Origin of the sequence: Caulobacter sp. 17J80-11 (assembly GCF_014349105.1) — a bacterium.
Taxonomy (GTDB): domain Bacteria; phylum Pseudomonadota; class Alphaproteobacteria; order Caulobacterales; family Caulobacteraceae; genus 17J80-11.
Genome location: NZ_JACSJI010000008.1, coordinates 53785 through 77218, shown reverse-complemented (window position 1 = coordinate 77218; position 23434 = coordinate 53785). Strand labels below are relative to the sequence as shown.

Here is a 23434-nt window from a genome sequence, read left to right as displayed (position 1 = left end):
CCCATGGCCCTGACCGACTACGCCGGGCTGCTCGCGGCCCTGGCGGACTTTTCCGTGCGCGCCGACCAGGGCGCGCTGTGGCCGGCCTGCGTGGCCCTGGCCGAGGCGCGCGCCAGCCGCGAGCTGCGGGTGCGGCCGATGGTCGGGCGCGCCGCCGCCAGCTTCTCGACCGAGTACTTCGAGGGGCCGCGCGACCTGGTCGGCGCGATCAGCCTGGAGCTGGCCGAGGCGGAGATGAAGCTGACCTATGTCGCGCCCCAGACCCTGGCGCGGCTGAAGCGGGCCGATCCGGACGCCGCAGGGCCGCCCCGGGCCTATTCGGTGGTGGGCCGAGAATTCCAGGTGTGGCCGGCGCCGAGCGGGCCCATGGCCGCCGAGCTGACCTACTGGCGGCGCATTCCGGCGCTCGGCGAAGAGACGCCCAGCAACTGGCTGTTGGCCGCGCATCCGGACGTCTACCTGTACGGCGCGCTGCTGCAGTTCGCCATGACCGCCGAGGACGAACGGCTGGGCGCGTGGGCGCAGGCCTACGAGACCGCCCTGGCCCAGGCGCAGGGCGCCTATCCGACCGAACCCGACGGCGCGCGCCTGCGCGTCGAGCTGCCCCTCTGAGCCGCGAGCGTAAGACATGACCGAATGGATTCCGGCCGGGCTGGAGCCCGGCAGCGTGGGCGAGCGCGTCTACGCCTCGACCAGTCAGGCCGAAGCGCGCGAGGCGATCGGCGCGGCGGCGGACGACGACGCGCGCCTGGCCGGCGCGGCGCAGGCGGGCGCCAACCTGGCCGACCTGAGCGACCCGGCCGCGGCGCTTGCCCAGCTGAAGGGCGCGCGCATGGTCGGCCTGTTCGTCGAGCTGGAGGGCGAGACGGTGGGCGAGGACGCGAAGGCCGTCTTCACCGCCGGCCACACCCGCTCCGGCCTGGGCGCGGCCCGCTACGTGCTGGACGCCGACCAGGCGAGCCCGACGGCCAGCCCCTGGCGCGGGCGTTCCGCCGACGGCTTCTGGTTCGTGCTGGACGAGGCCGAGCCGAGCTTCGAGCAGTTCGGGGCGCTGGGCCAGGCCGACCACCTGAACCCCGTGGTCGACGACACCGCCGCGATCGTTGGCGGGGCGGTGGCCTGGTCGAACCTGACCGGCCGGGCCGTGCGCGCCGGCGGGCGGATCTACAACGTGCGCGACACCATCGAGCTGACCTACGGTCGGCTCAAGGGCGTGGGCTCGACCAACGGCGGCAACGGCGCGCTGGCGACCAGCTGCCTGCTGTTCTCGCACCTGGGCGCCAAGCCGGGGATCCGCACGACGCTGGCGACCAGCAAGAAGCTGGCCCTGATCGAGGGCTTCGACCTGCGCGCGGCGTCCTGGGACCCGGCGACCGGCTGCACCGGCTACGGCCTGGACATCGGGGCGCGGCTGATCGCGCGCGACCTGTCGGTGCAGCACTGGGGCAAGTCGGGGTTGTTCCTGCATGGCGACGGCGCGTTCGGCGGCGCAGCGACCGGCGGCCCCTACCATTCGCGCTTCGAGAGCTGCCGCTTTGTGTTCTCCAAGGAGCACGGCGCGGTGGTCGGCACCGGCGCCAACGCGGTGACCTTTGTCGACTGCGAGTGGAAGTGGAACGGCGCGCCCGGCTACGGCGTCGCGCCTAGCGCGGCGGGGAGCTGGGACGGCCTGCACGTCGCCTATGACGGCGACGGCAATCCCGGCAACGCGTACGCGCAGTACTGGCCGGAAGCGCTGACGGTGCTCGGCGGCGACGCGTCGTACAACAGCCGCTACGGGTACAATTTCCAGGGAGTGCGCAACTCGCCGGCGATCATGCCGGGGTATGCGGAGCAGAACAGGGCGGCTGACGGGCAGGTCAACATCGGGCTCGGGGTCGATCACTGCTTTATCGTCTTCGGCGGGCTGAGTGGCGGTTCCGCTTCAGTTAAGATGGGTGTCTACGGCGACTACCAGCGCACGAACCAGATCTGGGTCGGCGGGGAAAGCCTCGGCGGCGGCGGCACCGGCAACGCCAAGCTTAACTATCAGACCGGTGCGGGTCAGGTGTACGCTGAAAGTCCGGATCGAGCGCATCAGGTTTATTCGATCGCGTCGGACAACAAGACCTACATGTGGGGCGTAAATACATGGGGTAATGGTCAGATTAAGCTGGGTGCCAACCAAGCTGAGTACATCCAGATCGATCGAATGGCAGGTGTGCAGTTGCCCGCGCGTAGCCGAGCCGTGAGTGCACTGGAATTCGTACCGCTCGCCAACCGCGCCTCGGTGCTAGCGCGCACCTACGCGGGCGACTCTACCGCGTGGCTTCAGGCGGCGATTAACACGGGGAAGAACGTCGACCTGTGCGGCTTGGATTGGTATTGCGCCGGCCTGACGATTCCCAATAACCAGCAGGCGCTAATCTCTCCTGGGGGGACGGCGAACCTGTTCAAGAACGCGAATGGCGCGATTCTCACGGTCTCTGGTAATGACGTAGTCGTTAGAGACGTGGTTTTCCGTGGTCAGTCAGCGACCTTCACAGGGCACAATGTCGTTTTGAATGGACTCCGCCCGCGCCTGGAATTTTGCGGTTCACTCGATGCTCAGGCGCGCGCGTTATACGGTCCGACGGCCGACAAGACGCAAATCTACGGCTATACCTACGGCTACCAGACGGCAGACACGTCAGCGACCGGCTACGATATTGAGCTCGGCAATCCCGCCGCTGCGACTCTCTACCATCAGATTATTGGGACCTATGGCAGCGCGAACGGTGGGATTCTGCTCGTCAATTCCGGCTCGCACTCGATCACCGATAGCCTGTTCGGCAAGTTGACTGTCCAGAACATCGGTAGCCCGCCCGGTTCGAACGGCGGCAAAATGTCGGGCAACCGAATCCTTGGAAACGTCTCGGTCGGCCTGCCTAGCGCCATCTTCGTTGGCAACCAGTTTGGGGCGATCACCGTCACACTCGAACTAGGGTCGGGCGGCTGCAGCATCGATGAGAGTAATACATGGCAAAGCGGCTCGCTGGTCGTAAACAACGGCAACGGGTCGTCCAACTTCATTGCGCGCAGCATTGGCACGGGCGCCCGGCCTTATAACGGCCCCGGTACAAAGTATGGGGCTACGGCTGACGCGGTCGAGGTCGTGCACCGAAACGGCGAAGGTCTATGGACCAACTGGAATTTTCTGCTTTCGAACTCGCGCGCGCTCAAAAGCCGCAACTCTGCCGATGCCGCCGATCTTAACCTGATCTCGATGTCGCAAGCGACGGATAGCGTGTTTGTCGGCCATGGTCAGGGGGGCGGGAACACGGTGATCGATAGCGGCACGAACGGCGTCCGCATCGCTACCGCTAACGCCGCCTTCCTCGACTTGAAGACAACTGGGGTCACCCCGGCCGCCACCAACGTTCTGGATCTGGGCACGACGGCGTTGCGCTTCAAACGCGCATTCTTTCAGGGAGTGATCGAGACCGCTGGCCAGTACAACATCGGCGGGAACAAAGTGGTGGGCCCACGTGACACAGGTTGGACGATATCGACCGGCATAGCCAGCAAGGGCGCGTACGCAACCTATGCCGCGGGTACTGCGAGCGCAGCATATACTCAAACCGAGCTGCAGGACGTAATGACCAAGCTTCAAGCGGCGTCGCAACGCGTGAAGGCACTTGAGGACGCCATGCGTACGCACGGGTTGATCGATTAGCGTCCCAGGACGAGGGACCAGAGGCCTATCCAGGAATCGCGCGCCGATACGGCATTCCGATCGGCCCATAAGGTCGCCGCCACCATCACGGCAAACCAGTAGCCGATTGCTAGAACCCGGCGCTTAGGTGGCGACTGAGCGAGCGCCATCAGCATAAAAGCATTCAGACTCAAGAAGATGCGAACAAATCCAGCGTTCACGATCGAAAGCGCTGCGCCTGCGGCTGCGAACACCAAGGTTCCGCCTAGCCAAGGTGAGCGCGTGTCACGGGCGAGGAGCAAAGTGCCGCCATACTGGATGATGAGAGCGGTGTATCCGAGCAGGTTGAGCCCCGAGGCGAGTTCATAGGTCGTGGTGCGCCGTCCGAGGTCGAGGCTTCCGAACGGGGAGGCGGCGACGCCGAGCGCCAAAAGCACACCATAGAGTGCAATTGCTCCGGTCACGGCTGCCGCAATGCGCGGGTCACGAGCGCCGAACTGGACAAGGCCAACTATGCCGGCGACCACGAGAAATGAGGTGTGGACCGTGCCGGCCAACAATGCCGCAGCGACCACGGGCGCGCGGAGGGCGACGAGCAGCAGGAATAGCGAAGTCGCCAGACCTTGTCGGATGGCGGCGACGTACAGCCCGACGCCCAGGCCGCGGTCAAGAATTAGTGCTGCAATGATCAACCAAGACCACCACCCGACGGCGAGCCAACGTCCGCCAGTGATCTTGTTGGCCGCGAGGATAAAGGCTGCAGGGCTTAGTAGCAGGACGACGCGATAGCCCAGCTCGTCCCGAAGCGGGGAAAGAATGACAGTAAGTAGCTGCCACCCGGGCTCCTCGATCAGAAAGAGCCACCAACTGCGGAAGTGCTCGAAGTCGGGGTCGAAGGCGGCGAGGTAATTGGTGTCGTCGTAGGTGACGCCGATAGGTCGCGTGGCAAGCAGAACGCACAGACCGATGGCGAGCGACCACCAGACTAGTCCCTGAATTCCGCGGATCGCAATCTCGCCCCGGAGTCGCTGCGGGTCGCCAACCCACGGCGGCCAAGGCGAGGCGACTTCAGCTTCTCTTAAGAGCATCCCTAGCGCTTCCCGAACTGGGCTCGGTCACGCCAGGCGAGCAGGGCTCCAGCGGGGAGGCCGACGAGCCAAAGCGCGCGCGCGGTGGAGCGCGCGAGAACGCGCCCTTGGGCTGTCAGGCTCAAGCCCAGATGGGTGGCGTAGCGGACGTTGTTGGTCGCCGCACGCAGGAACTGCAGCGGCGCGGACCAGAACCAGCCGAGTTCGTGGTTCAGCACCTCGCGGTAGTACAGCAGCCGTCCTTCGGCGCTGGGGATCGGATTGGCGACGGTTAGGCGGTCGCCGCCGGTGGTGTGGACCACCAGCAGCGGTTCGTTGACGTAGCGGGTCTTGTAACGGCGCGCGATCCGGCTCCAGACGAGGCCTTCAGGGACGAATTTCACGCCCTCGGGTTCGGGGAAGGGGTGCTCGCGGATCACGGCGAGCCTATGAAAGCCCCACTTGTCGCCCCTTACCTTGTGGCGGTAGCGGATTTCCAGCGAGTCGGAGTCGGTCGGGTCTAAGGGGAAGCGGCTGCCGACGAGGCGGCCGTCCGGGTCGCCGGCCAGCGCCGTCACCGCTGAGAAGCCCGGGTCGTGTTTGACCTGGTCCCAGTGGTGCTTGAACCGCTCCAGGGCGGCGGGCACGCAGGCGTCGTCGCTGTCCAGCGGCAGGAACAGTTCGCCCCGGGCCAGGCCGGCGCCGCGGTTGAAGGCCGTGTGCTTGCCGCGGTTTTCCTGCCAGACGTAGGTGATCGGGAAGTCGGCCTCGGCTTTCCAGCCGGCGATCAGGGCGTCGGTGCCGTCGCTGGAGCCGTCGTCGACCACCACCCATTCGAAGTCGCGTAGGGTCTGGGCGCGCAGGCTGTCGTAGACCCGGTGCAGGGTCGCGACGCGGTTGAAGGTGGGCGTGAAGACCGTGAACAGCGGCGCGGCCGGGGGCTCCCCGGACGCGGCGCGCGACGGCGCCGACAGCACGTCGACCATACCCCCGACCCCCGATCCTCGCGCCTGGTCTAGGTTATTCGCGCCGCTTCGCCAACCGCCGGTCAGCGATCGGCGCTCGCGGCGGCGCTTTCGTTTTTCCCACAATCGAAAGGTCCGCCGATGGCCGACACCGTCACCGCCCACTACGGGCTGGTCAAACCCGAGCCGGGGGCCAGCGCCGACACCTGGGGCTCCAAGCTGAACGGCGATCTGGACGCCGTCGACCAGGCCCTGTTCGAGGGGCTGCCGCGCGACGGGGCGCGGGCCATGACCGGGCGGCTGGCCCTGGCGGCCGGGGGGGCGTCCCAGGCGTCGCTGCTGGTGCCGGCCGGCGGCGCCGATCCGGTGGCGCCGGCGCCGGGCGAGCTGTGGAACAACGGCCACGCGCTCAAGTATCGCGCCGCCTCGGCGACCCGGGTGATCGCCTTCATCGACTCCGCCATGAGCGGAGACACCACGGGCAAGGCGGCGCAGGCCGACAAGTGGACCACGGCGCGGACCCTCGAGTTCACCGGCGGCGCGACCGGCTCGGCCCTGGTGGACGGCTCTGAGAACGAGAGCGTCGCCCTCACCCTGGACAAGCCCAGCGTGGTCGCCGGCGCGTGGGAGCCGGGCGACATGAAGATGCGCGCCGGCTCGAGCGTTGCGGCCGGTTGGCTGGAGTGCGACGGGGCCGCCGTCTCGCGGACGACCTATGCGGCCCTGTTCGCAGCGATCGGGACCCTCTACGGCCCCGGCGACGGCATCTCCACCTTCAGGCTGCCCGACATGCGCGGCGAGTTCCCGCGCGGCTGGGACCACGGACGCGGGGTCGACGCCAGCCGCGCGCTGGGCTCGGCCCAGGCGGGGCAGAACGAGAGCCACACGCACCGGGTCATGGAGGGATCGGGCGGCACCACGACAGGGCCGATCCTCGGTTGCGGCTTCTCCGGTCAGGACAACGCGACCAGCTTCGTCAGCGGGGCCAATCTGCTCGAGGCGTCGGGCGGCGCGGAAGCCCGGCCGCGCAACGTGGCCGTCATGTTCGTGATCAAGACCTGATGCTGGTCCCCATCAAGATTCCGCCGGGCGTGTTCGCCAACGGCACGACCTATGAGGCGAAGGGGCGCTGGAACGCGGCTTCCCTGGTGCGCTGGATCGACGGGGCCATGCAGCCGGTGGGCGGCTGGCGGCCGCGCTCGGACGCAGGCCCGATGGAGGGCGCCGCGCGCGCCATGCTGGCCTGGAAGGACAACAGCGGCGGGCGCTGGTGCGCGGTCGGCACGCACTCGCGCCTGTACGTGCGCACGGCCTCGGACGCCGTCCACGACGTCACGCCGGAAGACCTGACGGCGGGGCGGGCGGACGCGCTGGCCGTCGGCGGCTACGGCTATACGACCTACGGGACCGGCGCATACGGTGCGCCGCGGCCGGACCTGGGGGCGGTGCAGGCGGCCACTGTCTGGAGCCTGGACACCTGGGGCGAGCGGCTGGTCGGCTGTTCGCCAGAGGATGGGCGGATTTTCGAATGGCGGCTGGACACGGCCGAGCCGGCCCAGCCGATCGGCGGGGCGGGCGCCCCGTTCGCGGCCGACGCCCTGGTGGTCAGCGCCGAGCGGTTCCTGTTCGCCCTGGCCGGGCGGACCGTGAAGTGGTGCGACCAGGGCGACAACACGGTCTGGGCCGCAGCCCCCGAGAACCAGGCCGGCGAGGTCGAGCTGCAGACCCACGGCGCGCTGAAGTGCGGCCGGCGGGTGAGGGGCGGCACCCTGCTGTTCACCGAGGTGGACGTGCACCTGGCCAGCTTTATCGGCGGGGTGTTCGTGCACGCCTTCGAGCGGGTCGGGGCCGATTGCGGCGTGGCCGGAGCAGGCGCTGCGGTGTCGATCGACTCTTCGGCCGTGTGGATGGGGCGCGAGAGCTTCTGGATTTACGACGGCACGGTGCGCGCCCTGCCGTCGGCGGTGTCGGACCAGGTGTTCTCGGACTTCAACGCCGCCCAGGCGTCCAAGGTCTCCGCCTTCCACAACTCGGCCTTCGGCGAGGTGTGGTGGTTCTATCCGTCCGGCGGATCCAACGAGGTCGACCGGGCGGTGTCGTGGAACTACCGCGACGGGGTGTGGGCGACGCACGCGCTGGCCCGCACCTGCGCGGTGGACGCCGGCGTGTTCCGCCAGCCGATGGCGGTGGACGCGGACGGCCGTCTCTACGAACACGAGACCGGGTTCTCCTATGCGGGCACGCAGGGGCCGTGGGCCCAATCGGGCCCGTTCGAGATCGGCTCGGGGGAGCGCATGGCGCTGGTGCGCCAGTTGGTGCCGGACGAGCGCACCGGCGGCGACGTGCGGGTGAGCTTCCTCACCCGCGACTGGCCCAACGGGCCGGCGACGACCCACGGGCCCTACGAGCTGTCGGCCAGGACCGACGTGCTGTTCACCGCCCGCCAGGCGGCGGTGCGGGTCGAGCCGGCGCGGCCGGCCGACTGGCGCTGGGGCGAGCCGCGGGTCGATGTGGCCGTGGGAGCAAAGCGATGAGCCTGCAGCTTCCGGCCGCGCCGGCGGCCTACGACCGCAACGACCAGGCCTCGGTGCGCCTGCTGCTGCAGGCCCAGGATCGCCGCACGCTCAAGCGCGACGGCGACCTGGTGCTGGGCGCGGGCCTGCGCCTGGTGGCGGTGGCGCCGGACGGGACTCGCTGGGCGCTGGGCGTGGACGACGCCGGCGCGACCACCTGGACGGCGGTCTAGCCCCGCCGCTGCGGCGGTCTTCTCAAGGGGGAGCCATGAGCCGATCGATAGAGGCGCCGGCCGATCTGGCGGCGTGGGATCGCTGCGCGCCGTGGCTGGCGGCGGCGCTGGAGCATTCGCTGGCCGGCTGGACGGTGGAGGACCTGCGCGCCGGCGTGGCGCGCGGGCAGGCGCAGTTCTGGCCGGGGGAGGGCGCGGCGCTGGTCACCGAGATCGCCAGCTATCCGAACCGGCGCGTGCTGGAGGCGGTGGCCGCCGGCGGCGACGGGGCGGAGATCGTCGACGTGCTGCGGCCGCGGGCGGAGGCCTGGGCGCGGGCGAACGGCTGTGCGGCGGTGATGGTGGCCGGCCGGCCGGGCTGGACCCGGCGGCTCGCGGCCCACGGCTACGGGCTGAAGTATCTGGTGTTGGGAAAGGATCTCTGACGACCCGGACAGGATCCTCCCGGCTAGATGACCTAGGCCCGCCGCGCGGTCGCGGCGGCGCGTATCTCCACAATCGAACGCGGGCGCAAGCCCGCGCGCCGGCGGCGCGCGGGTCGCGCGGTCGTGCGCGCTCGCGGGTACGGCTTGAAATTCACGGTATTTGGAAAGGAAATGCGATGGCGGGGCCGTACTTCGGCATCAGCGGCGGCAAGAACAAGACGAAGAGCTCGTCGACGACGGACACCAGCCTCGACGCCTGGTCGAAGGGGATCTACGGCGACCTTTCGGGGCAGGTGCGCGGGCTGCTGGCCCAGCCGTTCCAGGCCTATGGCGGGCCGTTGTCGGCCGGCGTCAACGGCTATGAGACGGCGGCCGCGGACCTGGCCGCGAAGGCGTCCGGCTACACCCCGGGCAAGATCTCGGCCGGCGCGTTCACGGACGCCGACATGGCGGCCTACGCCAACCCCTACACCGAGGCGGTGCTGGGCGGGGTGCTGAGCGACGCGGCGACCGCGCGCGACCGCCAGCAGGTCGCCGACGCCCAGGACGCCACCCGGGCCGGCGCCTGGAACGGCGCGCGCCACGGCGTGGCCGAGGGCCTGACCAACTCAGCCTACCTGAAGCAGGTGAGCGACGCGTCGGCCCAGATCCGCGCCAGCGCCTTCGACCGGGCGGCCGACCTGTGGGGCCAGGACCGCGCCGCGCGCCTGCAGGCCGAACAGGCCAACCAGACCGCCGGCCTGCAGGCGGCCCAGCTGGGCCTGACCGGCGCGGGCGTGATGGGGCAGTTGGGCGCGCAGCTGCGCGGCGCCCAGCAGGACGCCTACGACCGCGCCTACGCCGAGTTCGTCCGCGCCCAGGACGATCCCGGCAAGCGGGCCGACGCGCTGCTGAAGCTGCTGCAGGCCACGCCGATGTTCTACGACACCCGCGAAACCGGGAAGTCGACCGGCACGAACATCGGCTTCAAGGCGGGCTACGGGGAGGGCTGACATGCCGGCTGTCGACGCCGGCGACGTGCTGACCGTCGCCCTGGCCGTGCTGGCCGCGGCCGCCGGCTGGGGCGCCAGCCGCCAGAAGATCCTCGACCTCGAACGCCGCGTCGCCGCCCACGACGGCGCGCGCGACGAGGTCATCCGCCTGCAGGAGCAGGTGCGCGCCCTGACCGACGCGCTGAAAGACCTGCGCGAAGACCTGCGCCTGGCCCTGCGCCCGGAGCGGCGCCCCGGCGAGGGCTGAGGCCCGCCCGCGGCGCGCGCGGCGCCGCCTTCCGATCCTCGGAGTTTCCATGTCCCTCGATCCACTCGCCGCCGCCTCGCGCGCGGCGATCACCTTCGCGCGCCTGGCCGGCTTCGCCCGCGGCCTGGGCTGGCACGACGCGCGGCGCATGGCCCGCGCGCTGGAGGCGGCCCGGTTCGCCGCCGGCCTGTCGACACCCCGGCGCGTGGCCCACTTCATGGCCCAGCTGCATCACGAGAGCGCCGGGTTCACGCGGCTGGAGGAGAGCTTCCGCTATCGACCCGAGCGGCTGGACGCGATGTTCTCGGCCGTGCGTGGCGCGGCCGACGCGCAAGCCCTGCTGAAGCGGGGCCCGCAGGCGGTGGCGAACCGGGTCTACGCCGGGCGGCTGGGCAACGGCGACGAGGCGTCCGGCGACGGCTGGCGCTATCGCGGCCGCGGTCTGGTGCAGCTGACCGGGCGGGCCAACTACGCCGAAGCCTCCGAATGGATCGGCCGCGACCTGGAGGCCGAGCCGGACCTCGCCGCCGAGCCGGAAGCCGCCTGTGAGATCGCGGCGGCCTGGTGGGCGCGCAAGTCCGTCAATGAAGCGGCCGACCGCGACGATTTGGTCGCCGTCACGCGCGCGGTCAACGGCCCGGCCCTGGCCGGGCTGAAGGACCGCGAAACCCAGCTGCACCGCGCCAAGGGCGTGTGGCGCTGAAGGAGACCGTCATGATCGACCAAGACCCGCCGCCGGAGCCGACCTGGACGTTCCGGCGGGTGTTCACCTATGCGGCCACGGCCGCCAACTCGGCCCTGCTGGCGGTGATCGTGCTGAGGCTGCAGGAGGGCGAGACCCTGCGCTGGGTGGCCCTGGCTCTCGTCGGCGCCAACGTGGTGCTGGCCACCCTCTACCTGGCCGGAGCCTCGGTGCTGGACTGGGCGCGCCTGGCCGCCGCGGCGGGACGCAGGGCGTGATCGCGCTGGTGCTGAAGCGGCCGCTGACGGCGGCGTTGGCCCTGCTGGCGGCGCTCAGCCTGGCGGCGGCCGGCGTGCAGGGTCTGCGCGTCCGCTACGCGGCCCAGCGTGCTGTGGCGGCCGAGACCGCGGCGCGCGAGGCGACCCGGCGGGCCGAGCTGAACGCGGCGGCCGTCGAGGCGCTGGACCGCGCCCATGAAACCACCCGACGACTGGAGGAGACGGCCGATGACGCGGCCCGCACCCTGGCGCGCGATCCCCGCGGCGACGCGCGCCTCGACCCTGGCCTGCTGGCTGACTGGCGCGACGCTCTTGAGCGGCTGCGCGCGGACGCCGCCGCCGCCCGTGCCGATCGCCGTGCCGCAGAGCCTGCGCGCGCCGTGCCCGAGGCCTGACCCGAGCGGGGTGTTGACCCAGGCCGACCTCGCCGCCTTCAGCCTGCGCCAGGAGGCGGCGATCGGGGCCTGCGAGGCGTTGAAGGACGCCGCCGTAGCCCTGCTGGACGCCCGCGGGCCTTAGGCGGAGGATCGCGGCGGGGAGGGCGCTTCCTTTTGCCGGGCTCCGCAGTTGAACCGGGGCTGGCCCGACGGCGCTGACGGACCCTGATGACGCTGACGACGCGAACGGTGATCGGTGTCGGCGCCCTGACCGCGGGGTACGCCGTCCTCGGCTATCTGGGCCTGACCTGGGCCACCTTCGGCGCGGCGGTGTCGCCGGTGTGGCCGGCGTCGGGGCTGGCGATCGCCGCCCTCCTGCTCGGCGGCCTGCGGCTGTGGCCGGGCGTTTTCCTGGGGTCGTTGGTCGCCACCAGCCTGGCTCCGACCCCGGACCCGGTCCCGGTGCGCCTGATGTTCGCGGCCGGAGACACCGTGGCGGTCGCTATCAGCGTCTGGCTGCTGCTGTACGTCGTTCGGTTCGACCGGACCCTGCGGCGCGTGCGCGACGTGTTCTGGCTGATCCTGATCGGCGCGCTGGTCTCCGGCCTGATCTCCGGCGTTCTGGCCTTGGCCGTGCTGACCGGCTTTCAGGGCATGCCCGCCGACGCCGCGCCGGAAGCGCTGCTGCGCTGGACGGTGGGCGACGTCGTGGGCGTGATCACCGTCACGCCGGTGATCCTGACCTGGGCCCGGCCCGACCCGCTGCACCGCAACGTCGACTGGTGGGTGGCCTTCGTCGCCCTGCTGGGGACCTGCTCGGTCCTGGCCTGGCTGGTCTTCGTGGCGCCGCCGCCAGGGGTGATCCTGCTGCCCTGGCATCTGGCGCCGCTGATGATCGCCGCGGCCTTCATGCTGGACGCCCGCGCCGCCTCGACCATCGGCCTGGCTTCGTCCGCCCTGGCGCTCTACGGGGCCCAGCCGGGCGGGGGCGCCTTCGCGGAGCTGTCGCAGGGCCGGGTGCTGGCGGTGCAGCAGTACGTGATGATCATGCAGGGGACCATCGTGCTGGTGGCGGTGATGGTCGAGGCCCTGCGCCGCGCCCGCACGGCGGTGGACAACGAGCGGATCTACCTGGCCACGGCCGAGAACGAGGCGCGCCTGCGCCTGGCCCAGGAGGCCGGCCAGGTCGGCACCTGGGACTGGAACATCGAGCGCGGCCAGTCCCTGTCCAGCGACACGCTGCTGGAGATCTTCGGCTGGCCGTTGACCCGCCCGGACGTCGGCTTCGACGCCTGGGTCGAGCGCGTGCACCCCGACGACCGCGAGCGCGCGTTGGAGGAGGTGAGGGCCGCCTACAAGGGTTCGACCGCCTATTCGTCGGTCTATCGGATCCTGCTGCCCTCGGGCGAGGTGCGCCACGTCGACAGCCGCGCGCGGCTGTTCTACGGCCCGGACGGACGGGTGCGCCGGGTGCTGGGCGTGGTGGTCGACATCACCGAGCGCAAGGAGGCCGAGGAGCGCCAGCGCCTCTTGATGCGCGAGGTCGATCACCGGGCCAAGAACGCGCTGGCCGTGGTGGCGGCGGTGGTGCGCCTGACCAAGGCCGACACCAAGGAAAGCTTCGCCGCGGCGGTCGAGGGCCGCATCCAGGCGATCGCGCGGGCTCACAACCTGCTGGCCGCCTCGCGCTGGACCGGGGCGTCCTTGCGTCAGCTGATCGACGAGGAGATCGAGCCCTATCAGGGCGACGCGGAGAAGGGCGGCGCGCGCATCCGGGTGAAGGGGCCGGAGGTCATGCTGGCCGCCGACGCGGCCCAGCCGCTGGCCCTGGTGCTGCACGAGCTGATCACCAACGCCGCCAAGCACGGGGCCCTGTCGTCCCCCGGCGGATCGGTCGATCTGAAGTGGTCGGTCGATCCGCAGGCCGACCGGCTGAAGCTGGACTGGACCGAGAGGGGCGGCCCCATCACCGAGGCCCCCAGCCGCGCGGGCTTCGGCTCGACCCTGATGACCGCCTCGGTCGAACGCCAGCTGAACGGCGAACTGCGCCAGACCTGGCGCAAGAGCGGCCTGCACTGCGAGATCGACATCCCGCTGCAGCGCGTGGTGCGGACCGCCCCGGTGGAGGCCGGCGTGGAGGGGCCGCGCGTCGTGCTGCTGGTCGAGGACGAGGCGTTGATCGGCCTGGACATGAAGGCGCGGCTGGAGGCGCTGGGCTGGTCGGTGATCGGCCCCATCGGCGGCGTGGCCGAGGCGCTGGGCGCGATCGAGGCGACGACGCCGGCCGCCGCCGTGCTGGACGTAAACCTGGCCGGCGAGGCGATCGCGCCGGTGGCCCGCCGGCTGACCGAGCTGCACGTGCCCTTCGCCTTCTCGACCGGCTATGGCGACCTGATCGACGGAGCGCGCGAGTTCGACGCGCCGGTCCTGGTCAAGCCGGTGACGACCGAGGAGCTGAAGGACGCCTTCGAGCGCCTCCACGTCGGCCCGGACGGCCACGACGGAGCGGCGCCGCCCGCCTGAGCGGGGCCTTTCCCCCCTAAGGGAACTCGCTCTGCGCTGTTCAGTCTATTGGACAGCCTGCGCAGTCCAGTCCATGTTCGGCGCAGGGGAGGACGACAGGGCATGGCGCACAGACGCACGGCTCCAGTTCCTAACGTGGTCCTGGTCGGCGGCGTGCTGTTGTGCACGCTGGCGCTGGGCGCGTGTACGATGACGCGCACGACGGTCACCCGCAGCAGCAAGGCCATCGGCGAGGGCATCGACGAGGCGGTCACCGCGCCGCTCGAAGACCTCAACCTGATGCGCGAGAACATTCCCGTCGCCCTGATCCACGCCCAGGCGGAGCCGTACTCTCTGAAGGGGCTGACCCGCTGCGAGGCCATCGCCGGCGAGGTCGGCCGCATCGACGCCGCGCTCGGCCCCGACCTGGACGAACCCGCGCCGCCGGACGTCCGGCGGATGAGCGAGAAGGGCGCCGACTACGCGGCCGGCGCGGCGCTGAACGCCGTGCGCGACACCACCACAGGCGTCATCCCCATGCGCGGCTGGGTCCGCCGCCTGACCGGGGCCGAGCGCCACGAGAAGGCCGTGCGCGAGGCCATCAAGGCCGGCACCGTGCGCCGCGCCTACCTGAAGGGCGTGGGCATGCAGAGGAACTGCGCGCCGCCGGCCGCGCCCAGCTGGTTCGTGCCGGTCGAGCCCCATGCGGCGGAGGTGACGCCGCCGCCGGTGGTCGCCGACCAGGGCGGATCGTGACCTGACATTTCCGGACAAAGACGCGCCCTCGGCTCCGGCCGGGGGCGCTTTTTGCGTTTTGGGGCTAGTCGTCGGCCTCGACTGGATCGATGGCGCAGAAGGCGGCGATCCAATCCGTGAAGCTGTCGGCCACCTTCCGGACCGTGCCGAAGTCGTGATCGAACAGCCAGACGGGCGACTCCGCGTCGCTGGCCGTGCGCCGATCAAATGCAAACAGGTTGCCTGAGCAGTCGCCCGCGAAGGCGATCAGATGTTCAGGCAATCCGAGTTCGCGCCAACCCTCGGTCGTCTCCACGATCTCGGCGGGATCGAAGAAGTTGCTGACGTCGGCGATGTCGAGCTCTCGGTCGACGATGCTGCTCAGCAGGGCGATCGTGGGGCGGGGGAGTCCGGTCCCGAGCACCGCTTCCCGGTAAGCAGGCGGGAAACGGCAGCCCAAACGGGCCTCCGCCTGTTCGAGGGCCGCTGGCGCGACCGCGTCGGGCGCATAGTCGGGGTGGGTCCACTTGCGGACGAACGCATCGAGCGACATGCGCTCAGTCTTTTCTGAGATGCCGCTCGGCGAAGCTCTGGCGGAAGGCGTCGAAGCGGCCTTCGGCGATGGCGGCGCGGCTATCGGCCATCACCGCCTGGAAGAAGGCGATGTTGTGCCAGGACAGCAGCACCTGGCCCAGGATCTCGCCCGCGCGTACGAGGTGGTGGAGGTAAGCCTTTGAATAGTCGCGGCTTGCGGGACAGGTGCTGGTCGGGTCCAGCGGCGCGTCGTCCTCGGCGAAGCGGGCGTTCTTCAGATTGATGGGCCCGTCCCAGGTCCAGGCCTGGCCGTGGCGCCCGGAGCGGGTGGGCAGCACGCAGTCGAACATGTCGATGCCGCGCGCCACCGCCTCGACCAGGTCGATCGGCTTGCCCACGCCCATCAGATAGCGCGGCCGGTCGGTGGGCAGCATGGGCGTGGAGTACTCCAGCGTCTCCATCATCTGTGCGTGGCCTTCGCCGACGGCCAGGCCGCCGACCGCATAGCCGTCGAAGCCGATCTCCTGCAGCCGCTCGGCCGATTCCCGGCGCAGGTGTTCGAAGGTGGAGCCCTGCTGGATGCCGAACAGGGCCTGGGTGTCGCGCTCGCCGAAGTAGGCCTTGCAGCGCTGCCCCCAGCGGGCCGACAGGCGCAGCGCGTCGGCGGCGCGTTGTTCGTCCGCCGGCCAGGCGACGCACTCGTCCAGCTGCATGACGATGTCCGAGCCCAGCAGGTCGGCCTGGATCTCCATCGAGCGCTCGGGCGAAAGCACCCACTTCGACCCGTCCAGGTGGCTCTGGAAGGTGACCGCCTCTTCCTTGACCTTGGAGATGTTGGACAGGCTCATCACCTGGAAGCCGCCGCTGTCGGTCAGGATCGGCCCGTCCCAGCGCATGAACCTGTGCAGGCCGCCCAGCCGCTTCACCCGCTCGGCCGTGGGCCGCAGCATCAGGTGGTAGGTGTTGCCCAGGATCACGTCGGCGCCGGTCTGGACGACCTTGTCGACGGTCAGCGCCTTGACCGTGCCGGCCGTGCCGACCGGCATGAAGGCGGGCGTGCGGATCTCGCCGCGCGGCGTGGTCAGCACCCCGGTGCGGGCGGCGCCGTCGGTGGCGGTCAGGGCGAAGGGGAAGGCGGCCATGGGGTCTCAGATAAGCGCTCGGGCGCGCTCTGTAGCGTGAAGCGACGCCGCAGGCACACCAAAACCTGCCCGCGTCGAGCGCGCCGGGTCAGCTCCAATACCCGTCACCCTCGGGCTTGTCCCGAGGGCCCAGGGCGGCCGGAAGCGCGAAGCTGTCGAGGGCTCGTGCGAGCTGAACGCTGGGCCCTCGGGACAAGCCCGAGGGTGACGATGTTGGGGCGGGGAGAGGGCTACGCGGCCCGAAACAGCAGCGACGTGTCCCCGTACGAATAGAACCGGTACCCCGTCTCGATCGCCCGGGCGTAGGCCGCCTTCATCGTCTCGGCGCCGGCGAAGGCGCAGACCAGCATGAACAGGGTCGACTTCGGCAGGTGGAAGTTGGTCATCAGCACGTCGGCTGCGCGAAAAGCGTAGCCCGGCGTGATGAAGATGGCCGTCTCGTCGGCGAAGGGCCGCACCACGCCGTCCTCGCCGGTGGCGCTTTCCAGCAGGCGGAGCGACGTGGTGCCGACGCAGACGATCCGTCCGCCGGCGGCGCGCACGGCGTTCAGCGCGTCGGCCGTCGCCTTCGTCACCACCCCGAACTCGGCGTGCATCCTGTGCTCGCTGACCTCGTCGGTCTTGACCGGCAGGAAGGTGCCGGCCCCGACGTGCAGGGTGACGAAATGCGTCGAGATTCCGCGGGCTTGCAGGCTGGCGATCAGTTCCGGCGTGAAGTGCAGGCCCGCCGTCGGCGCGGCCACCGAGCCGTCCTCGCGGGCGAAGACGGTCTGGTAGTCTCTGGTGTCGCGCTCGTCCTCGGCCCGCAGCGCCGCGATGTAGGGCGGCAGCGGCATGTGGCCGTGGGCGGCGATGGCCTGGTCCAGGGCCGGGCCGGACAGGTCGAACTTCAGCTCGACCTCGCCACCGTCCAGCTTGGTCACGACGGTCGCGTCCAGCCGGTCCAGCTCGCACGAGGTGTCGGAGGTGGCGCCGAACAGCACCCGGTCGCCGTCCTTCAGCCGTTTGCCGGGCTTCATGAAGGCGGTCCAGCGGTCGGCCGCCGTGCGCTTGTGCAGGGTCGCCTCGACCCGGACGGTGGAGTCCTCGCGCGGGCGGATTCCCGACAGTCGGGCGGGGATCACCCGGGTGTCGTTGAACACCAGGGCGTCGCCGGGTTGCAGCAGGTCGGCCAGGTCGCGGACCTGACGGTCCTCGAACGGCTGGCCGGGGCGCACCACCAGCAGGCGCGCGGCGTCGCGCGGCTCGGCGGGGCGGAGCGCGATCAGGCTCTCGGGAAGCTCGAAGTCGAAATCGGACAGGCGCATGGGTGGCCGGTGAAGGCCACGGCGAGGCCGGCGGGTCAACGACTTTTCCCTCTCCCCTTGCGGGCTCGCTGCGCATTTCGGGGCGCGCTCTCAAGCCGTATGTCCCGACGAAAGTCGGGACCCAGATTCACCCGCGACGCCCTGTGGGCTTCACCTGGGCCCCGACTTTCGTCGGGGCGTACGGAGATTAGGCGCGCCGCATTCGCAACAGCACCGCAGCGGGCTTGACCGTTGAGACGCTTCGCGCACCCATGATCGGTGAAATACGGGGAGGGCCGACATGCGTATCGCTCTGATCTGCGGCGCGGCCGCGCTGGCGCTGGCCGGGTGCGGCAAGCCTGAGGCGTCGAAGACGGAGAAGCCGACGACGGTCGTGGCGACGGCGCCGGAGCCCGGCGCCGAGGCGCTGGAGGGCTTCACCACCCAGCCGGGGCTGGAGCTGTTCGGCTACTACATGCCCCAGAGCGAGATCACGGTCGGCCAGTGGCGGCTGGATCACCTGCACCTGGGCTCGCCGACCGAGTTCGAGGACTGGGCGGCGGGGCGGCGCACGGCTGCCTACGCGCCGGTGATGATGGAGTTCGACGACACCAAAAGTCCCAGGAAGGTCAACGAGCTGGGTCAGGACGTTTACGCCGTGCGCGAGCGCGTCCTGCCCGACGCCTGGCGGGTGACCGAGACCGAGATCGCCTTCGTCGACAACCACCCGCGGCTGGGGAAGGTGAGCTTCCAAGGCAAGCTCGATCCGGCCGCCCTGAAACGGGCGAAGGCCGGCGACGCCGAGGCCGTGGTGCTGACCGGCACGCTGACCATCGGGGAGGCGACCTTCACCGACGTGAAGTTCACCTGGTTCGGCGGGGATTGAAGACCTCGCTCCTTCTCCCGGTCGGGAGAAGGAAGGGGCCCGCCCGCGCTAGCGGGTGGGAAGGATGAGGGGCGCACCGCCGGCCGCGTAACCCCTCACCCTCCACGCTGCGCGTGGGCCCCTCCCTCTCCCTCGGGGAGAGGGGTATGGTCACGCTGTTTTCTGAAGGACCCGCTCATGAAGTCCGCACTCGCCGCCGTGTTGGCGCTCGCCCTGACCGCCGCCGCGCCGGCGCCGCCGCGGATCGACGGGACGCGGCTGGTGCAGGACCTGAAGGTGCTCTCCGCCGACGACATGGCCGGCCGCTATCCCGGCACGCCGGGCTCGGCCAAGGCGCGGGCCTATGTCGAACAGCGCTTCCGCGAGGTCGGCCTGACGACCAAGGAGCAGCCCTTCACCTACACGACCAAGGCCGGGGCCGAGGTCCCGGGCGTCAACGTCTGGGGCGTGGTGAAGGGTAAGAAGACGCCCGACCGCTACATCGTGGTCACCGCCCACTACGACCACCTGGGCGTGAAGGACGGCCAGATCTTCAACGGCGCCGACGACAACGCCTCGGGCACGGCGGCGCTGTTCGCCATGGCCAAGTACTTCAAGGCGCACCGGCCGGACCACTCGCTGGTGTTCGTGGCCCTGGACGCGGAGGAGGGCGGCGCGCGCGGGGCCCACGCCTTCGTCGCCGGTCCGCCGGTCCCGAAGGACGCCATCGTCCTGAACGTGAACCTCGACATGGTCGCCCGGGGCGACAAGGGCGAGCTCTACGCCTCGGGCGGCTACCACAATCCGGGCCTGGTCCCCGTGCTGGAGCGCGTGGCCAAGACCGCGCCGGTGACCCTGAAGCTGGGCCACGACCGTCCCGAGCAGGGCCAGGACGACTGGACCGGCCAGTCCGACCACATGGCCTTCCACGAGGCCGGCATCCCGTTCGTCTATTTCGGCGTCGAGGACCACCCCGACTATCACCGCCCCACCGACGACTTCGAGAAGGTGAACCCGGACTGGTACGTGCGGTCGGTGCAGACCATCACGGAAGCGGTGATGGCGCTGGACGCCGACGACGCGGCGATCCGGGCGGCTAAGGCCAACTAGATCCTCCCCCTCTGGGGGAGGGGGACCGCGAAGCGTCGAGGGGGCTCCAGCGGAGCGCGCCCGTTCCATATCCGCTCATCCCCGCGAAAGCGGGGACCCAGGTGCGGGACCTTTGGCTGTTGAAAGTATCGGTTCGAACGTCCGAGCGCGCTGGGACGCGGGGGCGCTCTGGGTCCCCGCTTTCGCGGGGATGAGCGGAGGTTGGGGCTGAACCCGTGCGCTCCGCTGGAGCCCCCCACGGCGGCTTGCAGCCGCCTGCTCCCCCCAACAGGGGGAGATCTCAAGCCCGCCAGCCCTCGAAGATGATGTTGTCGGCGTGGCGCTCGACTCGCGCGGCTTCGGCCCGCGAGCGGATCGTCCAGGTCGCGACCGGCAGGCCGCTCGCGCGCAAGGCGGCCACCCGGCGGCTGGGGATCAGGTCCTGGCCGGGGATCAGGACATGGGGCGCGGCCAGCTCGAGCTGGCGGTCGGTGTAGGCGCGGGCCGGGTCAGGCAGGACCGTTCGTCCGCTCTCGTCGACGCGGGCCGACGCGTTCAGGCCGCGGGGCAGGCGAGGCGCCAGAGTCCGCATCAGGCCCAGCGCCGCGGGATTGAAGCCGATGACCATGGCCTCGCCGCGGAAGTCGGCCAGCAGGTCGGCGACCCGGCGCTCCAGCCGGCCTTCGCGGCCCGCGGGCGTCTTCAGCTCGATCAGCAGCACGCCACGCCGCCCGACCTGGTCGAGCACGCGGCGCAAGGTCGGGATGGTCTCGGTCGTTCCGCTCAGCCGCACGCCGGCCAGTTCGCCGGCGGTCAGGGCGTCGACCCGGCCCTGGCGCCCGGTCAGCCGCTTCAAGGTGTCGTCGTGGAACACCACGGCCTCGCCGTCGGCCGACAGCCGCACGTCGAGCTCGACGCCGTAGCCGGCCTCGCAGGCGGCGTCGAACGCCGCCAGCGAGTTCTCGGGCGGGCCGCCCGGCCTCCACAGCCCGCGATGGGCGAAGGCCGGGCCGCTCAGCAGGGCGTGCGCCCGGCTCACTTCACCTCGACGACGGCGTCGACTTCGACGGCGAAGTTCACGGGGAGCTTGTAGACGCCGACGGCGGCGCGGGCGTGGCGGCCGGCGTCGCCGAACACCTCGACCATCAGGTCCGAGCAGCCGTTGATCACCTTCGGCACGTCGTAGAAGTCCGGGCCGGCCTGGACGAAGCCGCCCAGCTTCACGATGCGGGTCACGCGGTCCAGGTCGCCCAGGGCGACCTTCAGCTGGGCCATGATGTTGATCCCGCACAGGCGCGCGGCCTTCACGGCGGTGTCGAAGTCGACGTCGACGCCGACCGTGCCCTTGATGCCGCCCGAGGCGTCGGTCGAGACCTGGCCCGACACGTGGATCAGGTTGCCGGTCTGGACGAAGCCGACATAGGTGGCGATGGCGGCCGGCGGCTCCGGCAGGGTGATGCCGAGTTCGGCGAGGCGGGCTTCGATCTTGGACATGTGACGCTCCGTCAGCTTTCGCCGCGCTGCTTAGCGGTCCGCGGCGAAAGGCGGAAGAGGCGGCGCGCGCCTCAGCGGCCGGCGCCGGCGGAGCGGGCGCTCCGCGTCCGGCCGGGCAGGGCCTGGAACGGGCCGTGAGGACCCACGTTCCGGCTTGGGGGCGCGACTTCCGGAGGTTGCCATGGCGGGCCTTATTCATCGCCACGATCACCATCACCACCACGTCGAGCGCGAGCGGCCGAAGAGCACGCTGATCGTCGCCGCGGTGCTGTCGTCGATCGCGCTGGTGCTGTTCCTGATCTACGGCATCCCGACCATCTTCGAGATCCTGAGGTCGGTCGGCTGACGTTTTTCGCTGCCGTCGTCCCGCCTGAAGCCGTGTGTTTCGACGAAAGTCGGGACCCAGATTCGGCCCTGAAGCCGACCGGGCTTCACCTGGACCCCGGCTTTCGCCGGGGCGTGCGGAAGGTGGCGACGGCCACGACGCTACGGCTGAGCGCTCTCCTCGAAGCGCCGCACCACCCCGGCCGTCAGCGTGTCCATCACCTCCTCCTTCAGCTGATCGGCCAGGTCGTCGAGGTGTTCGGCCTTCGCCCTGAAGGAGGCGCCCTCGGGGGTCGCCAGGAAGGCGTCGACCTCGGACCGGGCCTGGCCCGACGGCGCCGGCGGCGCCTGGCCGGACGCGGCGCCCGCCGCATAGGCCAGCAGGGCCTGGCCGCCGGGCTGCTTGAGGAAGGCGTTGACCGCGTCCAGCTCGCGGGTGGTGAACTTCATCGCGAACAGCCGTCCGGCCTTCAGCTCCAGCAGCGGCGCCTGGGCGTCGACCTCGGCGGTCGCGGCCGCCTGCAGCCGCGCCTCCCAGCCGGGCTGGGCGTCCAGGGCGTGCGCGGCGGCGAACTCAGGCCCGCTCAGCTCGCGCACCAAGTAGCCGCGGAAATCGATCGCCTGCATCAGCACGCGGGCCAGCTCGGCCCCGCGGGCCTCCGGTTCGGTGAGCGGCAGGGCGTCTTCGACCGGCTGGGCGGACGCGGTGAGGGCGGTCGCCAGCGCCACGCTCAGCCCGGCGGCGGCGAGCCGGCGGCGGAAGGTCTGACGGTGAGGGGCGCTCGGCATCGACAAGGCCTGCGCGCGTGACGTCCCCTTAGAAAAACGCGCGTTTCTCCAGCCGTATCCAGCGCGGCGGCGCCGTCGCCACAAGCTCTGCTTTCTGTTATGCAGAATGCATGAGCGTCCAGCGTAAGCCCCTGTTCGACACCGCGGCCTTCGAGGAACAGCTCGTCGGCGCCGGTGTTACCCAGAAGAACGCCGCCGCCCAGCGGCGCGCCTTCGCGGACGCCATGGCAGAAGCGCTGGACACCCGACCGACCAGGCAGGATCTCGAACTGATGCAGTCGAGGATCGAGACGGCGATCGCCAACCAGACGGTCGAGATCTCCAAGCGGATGAACGCCCAGTTCGTTCAGTTCGTCGCCATCGTCGGCGCCCTGATCGCCGCGGCCACCGCCATCATCAAGCTGGGCTGACCTAGCGCTTGCCGAAGGCGGCGGGACGCGCGGCGCGCACCGGGGCCATCTTGGCCTCGTAGCGTGCGACCACGCCCGGGGTCAGTTCGGCCAGCATCAGCTCTTCCATCCGGTCCTCGGCGCGGTTGAGCAGCACCATGAGGGTCTGGCCCTCGTGCGAGTAGGCCAGGTAGTTGCGGATCTGCTGGTAGTTGGCGTCGGACGCCCGCGTGAAGTTCAGCTCGGGCTTGTAGATCCGGACGATCTGCAGCCCTGTCTCCTTCAGGCTGGCGCTCTCCGGCGCGGTCTCGCGCATGGTGGAATCGAATACCAGGGCCAGCATCTGGCGGCCGGCCGGCCCCTCCAGGAACTCGACATTGGCCTTCAGCTGATCCAGCGGCATGCCGCGCGCGAACTCGCGGCCGGCCAGCCGCTCCAGGGCGGGAAGGTCGTTGTACATCTCCTCGACGACCGCTTCGCTGAGCGCGGCTTCGCCGCCGGCCTCCCACTTGATCTTGAAGGTCTTCTGCGCGGTCAGCGGCCGGCTCAGCCGCTGCGTCCACCAGCTGCCGACCTTGGCCGTGCTGAAGAACTGGTGCGCCAGCCGCAGGCCCAGCGCCTCGGCCTCGGGCGTGATCTCGGAATACGGCTGCGGGGTGCGGTCGGCGCCCGCCTGGGCCGGCGCGGCGGTGCTAAGGGCCAGGGCCGCGCAGGCGGCGGCGATCATCCGGACACGAGACATCTGACTTCCCCCAGGCGACGCGTCGCCTCCCGCCCGGACGGTTAACGGCTTTGCCGAACCCCGTCCAGCGAAGGGCGGCGAGGCGGACCTT

General features: G+C 70.5%; 26 protein-coding genes. 17 read left to right on the top strand and 9 right to left on the bottom strand.

The features are described 5' to 3' along the window. Positions 1 to 3: 3 nt before the first annotated feature. The gene (locus H8B08_RS10200) at positions 4 to 612 is read left to right on the top strand and encodes a hypothetical protein (protein ID WP_187450090.1); all 609 of its coding nucleotides are present in this window, start codon (positions 4 to 6) and stop codon (positions 610 to 612) included. Positions 613 to 628: 16 nt separating this feature from the next. Beyond that, a complete protein-coding gene (locus tag H8B08_RS10195) occupies positions 629 to 3694 on the top strand; it encodes a hypothetical protein (RefSeq protein WP_187450089.1) in 3066 nt (1021 codons plus the stop codon). Here H8B08_RS10195 and H8B08_RS10190 read toward each other — a convergent pair. Together H8B08_RS10190 and H8B08_RS10185 are read right to left on the bottom strand one after the other, a co-directional pair. Further along, a complete protein-coding gene (locus tag H8B08_RS10190) occupies positions 3691 to 4761 on the bottom strand; it encodes a hypothetical protein (RefSeq protein ID WP_187450088.1) in 1071 nt (356 codons plus the stop codon). The two genes, H8B08_RS10195 and H8B08_RS10190, sit on opposite strands and share 4 nt — an antisense overlap. 2 nt (positions 4762 to 4763) lie before the next feature. Next, entirely contained in the window at positions 4764 to 5726 is a 963-nt protein-coding gene (locus tag H8B08_RS10185) for a glycosyltransferase family 2 protein (protein ID WP_187450087.1), read from the bottom strand. Positions 5727 to 5846: 120 nt separating this feature from the next. Between H8B08_RS10185 and H8B08_RS10180 the strand changes: the two genes are divergently transcribed. The 11 genes from H8B08_RS10180 (at position 5847) to H8B08_RS10130 (ending at position 14710) form a co-directional block, all read left to right on the top strand. Beyond that, positions 5847 to 6767, top strand: a complete 921-nt coding sequence (locus tag H8B08_RS10180) for a phage tail protein (protein ID WP_187450086.1) — start codon at positions 5847 to 5849, stop codon at positions 6765 to 6767. Continuing rightward, the gene (locus tag H8B08_RS10175; RefSeq protein WP_187450085.1) at positions 6767 to 8239 is read left to right on the top strand and encodes a hypothetical protein; all 1473 of its coding nucleotides are present in this window, start codon (positions 6767 to 6769) and stop codon (positions 8237 to 8239) included. The genes H8B08_RS10180 and H8B08_RS10175 overlap by 1 nt, the downstream gene beginning before the upstream one ends. Further along, positions 8236 to 8451: a hypothetical protein gene (locus H8B08_RS10170; protein WP_187450084.1), complete on the top strand. Its 216-nt coding sequence runs from the start codon at positions 8236 to 8238 to the stop codon at positions 8449 to 8451. The genes H8B08_RS10175 and H8B08_RS10170 overlap by 4 nt, the downstream gene beginning before the upstream one ends. 35 nt (positions 8452 to 8486) lie before the next feature. Further along, positions 8487 to 8876, top strand: coding sequence for a hypothetical protein (locus H8B08_RS10165; protein ID WP_187450083.1), 390 nt, complete (start codon positions 8487 to 8489; stop codon positions 8874 to 8876). A gap of 176 nt (positions 8877 to 9052) precedes the next feature. Continuing rightward, positions 9053 to 9868: a hypothetical protein gene (locus tag H8B08_RS10160; RefSeq protein WP_187450082.1), complete on the top strand. Its 816-nt coding sequence runs from the start codon at positions 9053 to 9055 to the stop codon at positions 9866 to 9868. A 1-nt stretch (position 9869) separates the two neighbouring features. Further along, a complete protein-coding gene (locus H8B08_RS10155) occupies positions 9870 to 10115 on the top strand; it encodes a hypothetical protein (RefSeq protein ID WP_187450081.1) in 246 nt (81 codons plus the stop codon). A gap of 49 nt (positions 10116 to 10164) precedes the next feature. Next, on the top strand, positions 10165 to 10818 hold the full coding sequence (locus tag H8B08_RS10150; protein WP_187450080.1) for a glycoside hydrolase family 19 protein: 654 nt from the start codon (positions 10165 to 10167) through the stop codon (positions 10816 to 10818). An 11-nt stretch (positions 10819 to 10829) separates the two neighbouring features. Beyond that, a complete protein-coding gene (locus H8B08_RS10145; protein ID WP_187450079.1) occupies positions 10830 to 11075 on the top strand; it encodes a hypothetical protein in 246 nt (81 codons plus the stop codon). Then, the gene (locus H8B08_RS10140) at positions 11072 to 11470 is read left to right on the top strand and encodes a hypothetical protein (protein WP_187450078.1); all 399 of its coding nucleotides are present in this window, start codon (positions 11072 to 11074) and stop codon (positions 11468 to 11470) included. The genes H8B08_RS10145 and H8B08_RS10140 overlap by 4 nt, the downstream gene beginning before the upstream one ends. A 210-nt stretch (positions 11471 to 11680) precedes the next feature. Then, entirely contained in the window at positions 11681 to 13975 is a 2295-nt protein-coding gene (locus H8B08_RS10135; protein WP_187450077.1) for an MASE1 domain-containing protein, read from the top strand. A gap of 102 nt (positions 13976 to 14077) precedes the next feature. Then, complete coding sequence (locus H8B08_RS10130) at positions 14078 to 14710, top strand: hypothetical protein (RefSeq protein WP_187450076.1); 633 nt, start codon at positions 14078 to 14080, stop codon at positions 14708 to 14710. Positions 14711 to 14774: 64 nt separating this feature from the next. On the opposite strand, the gene H8B08_RS10125 is transcribed toward H8B08_RS10130, so the two are convergent. The 3 genes from H8B08_RS10125 to queA form a co-directional block, all read right to left on the bottom strand. After that, positions 14775 to 15242: an SMI1/KNR4 family protein gene (locus tag H8B08_RS10125; RefSeq protein ID WP_187450075.1), complete on the bottom strand. Its 468-nt coding sequence runs from the start codon at positions 15240 to 15242 to the stop codon at positions 14775 to 14777. Positions 15243 to 15246: 4 nt separating this feature from the next. Beyond that, on the bottom strand, positions 15247 to 16365 hold the full coding sequence (gene tgt / locus H8B08_RS10120) for a tRNA guanosine(34) transglycosylase Tgt (RefSeq protein WP_187450074.1): 1119 nt from the start codon (positions 16363 to 16365) through the stop codon (positions 15247 to 15249). Between the two features lie 230 nt (positions 16366 to 16595). After that, entirely contained in the window at positions 16596 to 17672 is a 1077-nt protein-coding gene (gene queA, locus H8B08_RS10115) for a tRNA preQ1(34) S-adenosylmethionine ribosyltransferase-isomerase QueA (protein ID WP_187450073.1), read from the bottom strand. A 280-nt stretch (positions 17673 to 17952) separates the two neighbouring features. Here queA and H8B08_RS10110 point away from each other — a divergent pair, with 280 nt between their 5' ends. Both H8B08_RS10110 and H8B08_RS10105 read left to right on the top strand, forming a co-directional pair. Then, positions 17953 to 18537: a hypothetical protein gene (locus tag H8B08_RS10110; protein WP_187450072.1), complete on the top strand. Its 585-nt coding sequence runs from the start codon at positions 17953 to 17955 to the stop codon at positions 18535 to 18537. 177 nt (positions 18538 to 18714) lie between these two features. Then, positions 18715 to 19626, top strand: a complete 912-nt coding sequence (locus H8B08_RS10105) for a M20/M25/M40 family metallo-hydrolase (RefSeq protein ID WP_187450071.1) — start codon at positions 18715 to 18717, stop codon at positions 19624 to 19626. Positions 19627 to 19906: 280 nt separating this feature from the next. Here the strand turns inward: H8B08_RS10105 and H8B08_RS10100 are convergent, their stop codons facing one another. Together H8B08_RS10100 and H8B08_RS10095 are read right to left on the bottom strand one after the other, a co-directional pair. Continuing rightward, positions 19907 to 20644 (bottom strand): glycerophosphodiester phosphodiesterase family protein, encoded by a 738-nt coding sequence (locus tag H8B08_RS10100; RefSeq protein ID WP_187450070.1) that lies wholly within the window; start codon positions 20642 to 20644, stop codon positions 19907 to 19909. After that, positions 20641 to 21099, bottom strand: coding sequence for a RidA family protein (locus H8B08_RS10095; protein ID WP_187450069.1), 459 nt, complete (start codon positions 21097 to 21099; stop codon positions 20641 to 20643). The genes H8B08_RS10100 and H8B08_RS10095 overlap by 4 nt, the downstream gene beginning before the upstream one ends. 181 nt (positions 21100 to 21280) lie before the next feature. Here H8B08_RS10095 and H8B08_RS10090 point away from each other — a divergent pair, with 181 nt between their 5' ends. Next, positions 21281 to 21445 carry a hypothetical protein gene (locus tag H8B08_RS10090; RefSeq protein ID WP_187450068.1) on the top strand — a complete coding sequence of 55 codons (165 nt, stop codon included), beginning with the start codon at positions 21281 to 21283 and terminating at the stop codon, positions 21443 to 21445. Positions 21446 to 21585: 140 nt separating this feature from the next. Here the strand turns inward: H8B08_RS10090 and H8B08_RS10085 are convergent, their stop codons facing one another. Then, complete coding sequence (locus H8B08_RS10085) at positions 21586 to 22212, bottom strand: hypothetical protein (protein WP_187450067.1); 627 nt, start codon at positions 22210 to 22212, stop codon at positions 21586 to 21588. A gap of 110 nt (positions 22213 to 22322) precedes the next feature. Here H8B08_RS10085 and H8B08_RS10080 point away from each other — a divergent pair, with 110 nt between their 5' ends. After that, the gene (locus H8B08_RS10080) at positions 22323 to 22622 is read left to right on the top strand and encodes a hypothetical protein (RefSeq protein WP_187450066.1); all 300 of its coding nucleotides are present in this window, start codon (positions 22323 to 22325) and stop codon (positions 22620 to 22622) included. A 1-nt stretch (position 22623) separates the two neighbouring features. On the opposite strand, the gene H8B08_RS10075 is transcribed toward H8B08_RS10080, so the two are convergent. Continuing rightward, entirely contained in the window at positions 22624 to 23343 is a 720-nt protein-coding gene (locus H8B08_RS10075) for a hypothetical protein (protein ID WP_187450065.1), read from the bottom strand. Positions 23344 to 23434: the final 91 nt, after the last annotated feature.

Excerpts from the sequence above, each read along its gene's own strand:
- queA (WP_187450073.1), bottom strand. The coding sequence starts at position 17,672 with ATGCGCCTGTCCGATTTCGACTTCGAGCTTCCCGAGAGCCTGATCGCG.
- H8B08_RS10090 (WP_187450068.1), top strand. The coding sequence starts at position 21,281 with ATGGCGGGCCTTATTCATCGCCACGATCACCATCACCACCACGTCGAG.
- H8B08_RS10095 (WP_187450069.1), bottom strand. The coding sequence starts at position 21,099 with ATGTCCAAGATCGAAGCCCGCCTCGCCGAACTCGGCATCACCCTGCCG.
- H8B08_RS10185 (WP_187450087.1), bottom strand. The coding sequence starts at position 5,726 with ATGGTCGACGTGCTGTCGGCGCCGTCGCGCGCCGCGTCCGGGGAGCCC.
- H8B08_RS10075 (WP_187450065.1), bottom strand. The coding sequence starts at position 23,343 with ATGTCTCGTGTCCGGATGATCGCCGCCGCCTGCGCGGCCCTGGCCCTT.
- H8B08_RS10175 (WP_187450085.1), top strand. The coding sequence starts at position 6,767 with ATGCTGGTCCCCATCAAGATTCCGCCGGGCGTGTTCGCCAACGGCACG.
- H8B08_RS10080 (WP_187450066.1), top strand. The coding sequence starts at position 22,323 with ATGAGCGTCCAGCGTAAGCCCCTGTTCGACACCGCGGCCTTCGAGGAA.
- H8B08_RS10165 (WP_187450083.1), top strand. The coding sequence starts at position 8,487 with ATGAGCCGATCGATAGAGGCGCCGGCCGATCTGGCGGCGTGGGATCGC.
- H8B08_RS10160 (WP_187450082.1), top strand. The coding sequence starts at position 9,053 with ATGGCGGGGCCGTACTTCGGCATCAGCGGCGGCAAGAACAAGACGAAG.
- H8B08_RS10130 (WP_187450076.1), top strand. The coding sequence starts at position 14,078 with ATGGCGCACAGACGCACGGCTCCAGTTCCTAACGTGGTCCTGGTCGGC.
- H8B08_RS10180 (WP_187450086.1), top strand. The coding sequence starts at position 5,847 with ATGGCCGACACCGTCACCGCCCACTACGGGCTGGTCAAACCCGAGCCG.
- H8B08_RS10195 (WP_187450089.1), top strand. The coding sequence starts at position 629 with ATGACCGAATGGATTCCGGCCGGGCTGGAGCCCGGCAGCGTGGGCGAG.
- H8B08_RS10200 (WP_187450090.1), top strand. The coding sequence starts at position 4 with ATGGCCCTGACCGACTACGCCGGGCTGCTCGCGGCCCTGGCGGACTTT.
- H8B08_RS10150 (WP_187450080.1), top strand. The coding sequence starts at position 10,165 with ATGTCCCTCGATCCACTCGCCGCCGCCTCGCGCGCGGCGATCACCTTC.
- H8B08_RS10125 (WP_187450075.1), bottom strand. The coding sequence starts at position 15,242 with ATGTCGCTCGATGCGTTCGTCCGCAAGTGGACCCACCCCGACTATGCG.
- H8B08_RS10135 (WP_187450077.1), top strand. The coding sequence starts at position 11,681 with ATGACGCTGACGACGCGAACGGTGATCGGTGTCGGCGCCCTGACCGCG.
- tgt (WP_187450074.1), bottom strand. The coding sequence starts at position 16,365 with ATGGCCGCCTTCCCCTTCGCCCTGACCGCCACCGACGGCGCCGCCCGC.
- H8B08_RS10190 (WP_187450088.1), bottom strand. The coding sequence starts at position 4,761 with ATGCTCTTAAGAGAAGCTGAAGTCGCCTCGCCTTGGCCGCCGTGGGTT.
- H8B08_RS10085 (WP_187450067.1), bottom strand. The coding sequence starts at position 22,212 with ATGCCGAGCGCCCCTCACCGTCAGACCTTCCGCCGCCGGCTCGCCGCC.
- H8B08_RS10155 (WP_187450081.1), top strand. The coding sequence starts at position 9,870 with ATGCCGGCTGTCGACGCCGGCGACGTGCTGACCGTCGCCCTGGCCGTG.
- H8B08_RS10170 (WP_187450084.1), top strand. The coding sequence starts at position 8,236 with ATGAGCCTGCAGCTTCCGGCCGCGCCGGCGGCCTACGACCGCAACGAC.
- H8B08_RS10145 (WP_187450079.1), top strand. The coding sequence starts at position 10,830 with ATGATCGACCAAGACCCGCCGCCGGAGCCGACCTGGACGTTCCGGCGG.
- H8B08_RS10110 (WP_187450072.1), top strand. The coding sequence starts at position 17,953 with ATGCGTATCGCTCTGATCTGCGGCGCGGCCGCGCTGGCGCTGGCCGGG.
- H8B08_RS10105 (WP_187450071.1), top strand. The coding sequence starts at position 18,715 with ATGAAGTCCGCACTCGCCGCCGTGTTGGCGCTCGCCCTGACCGCCGCC.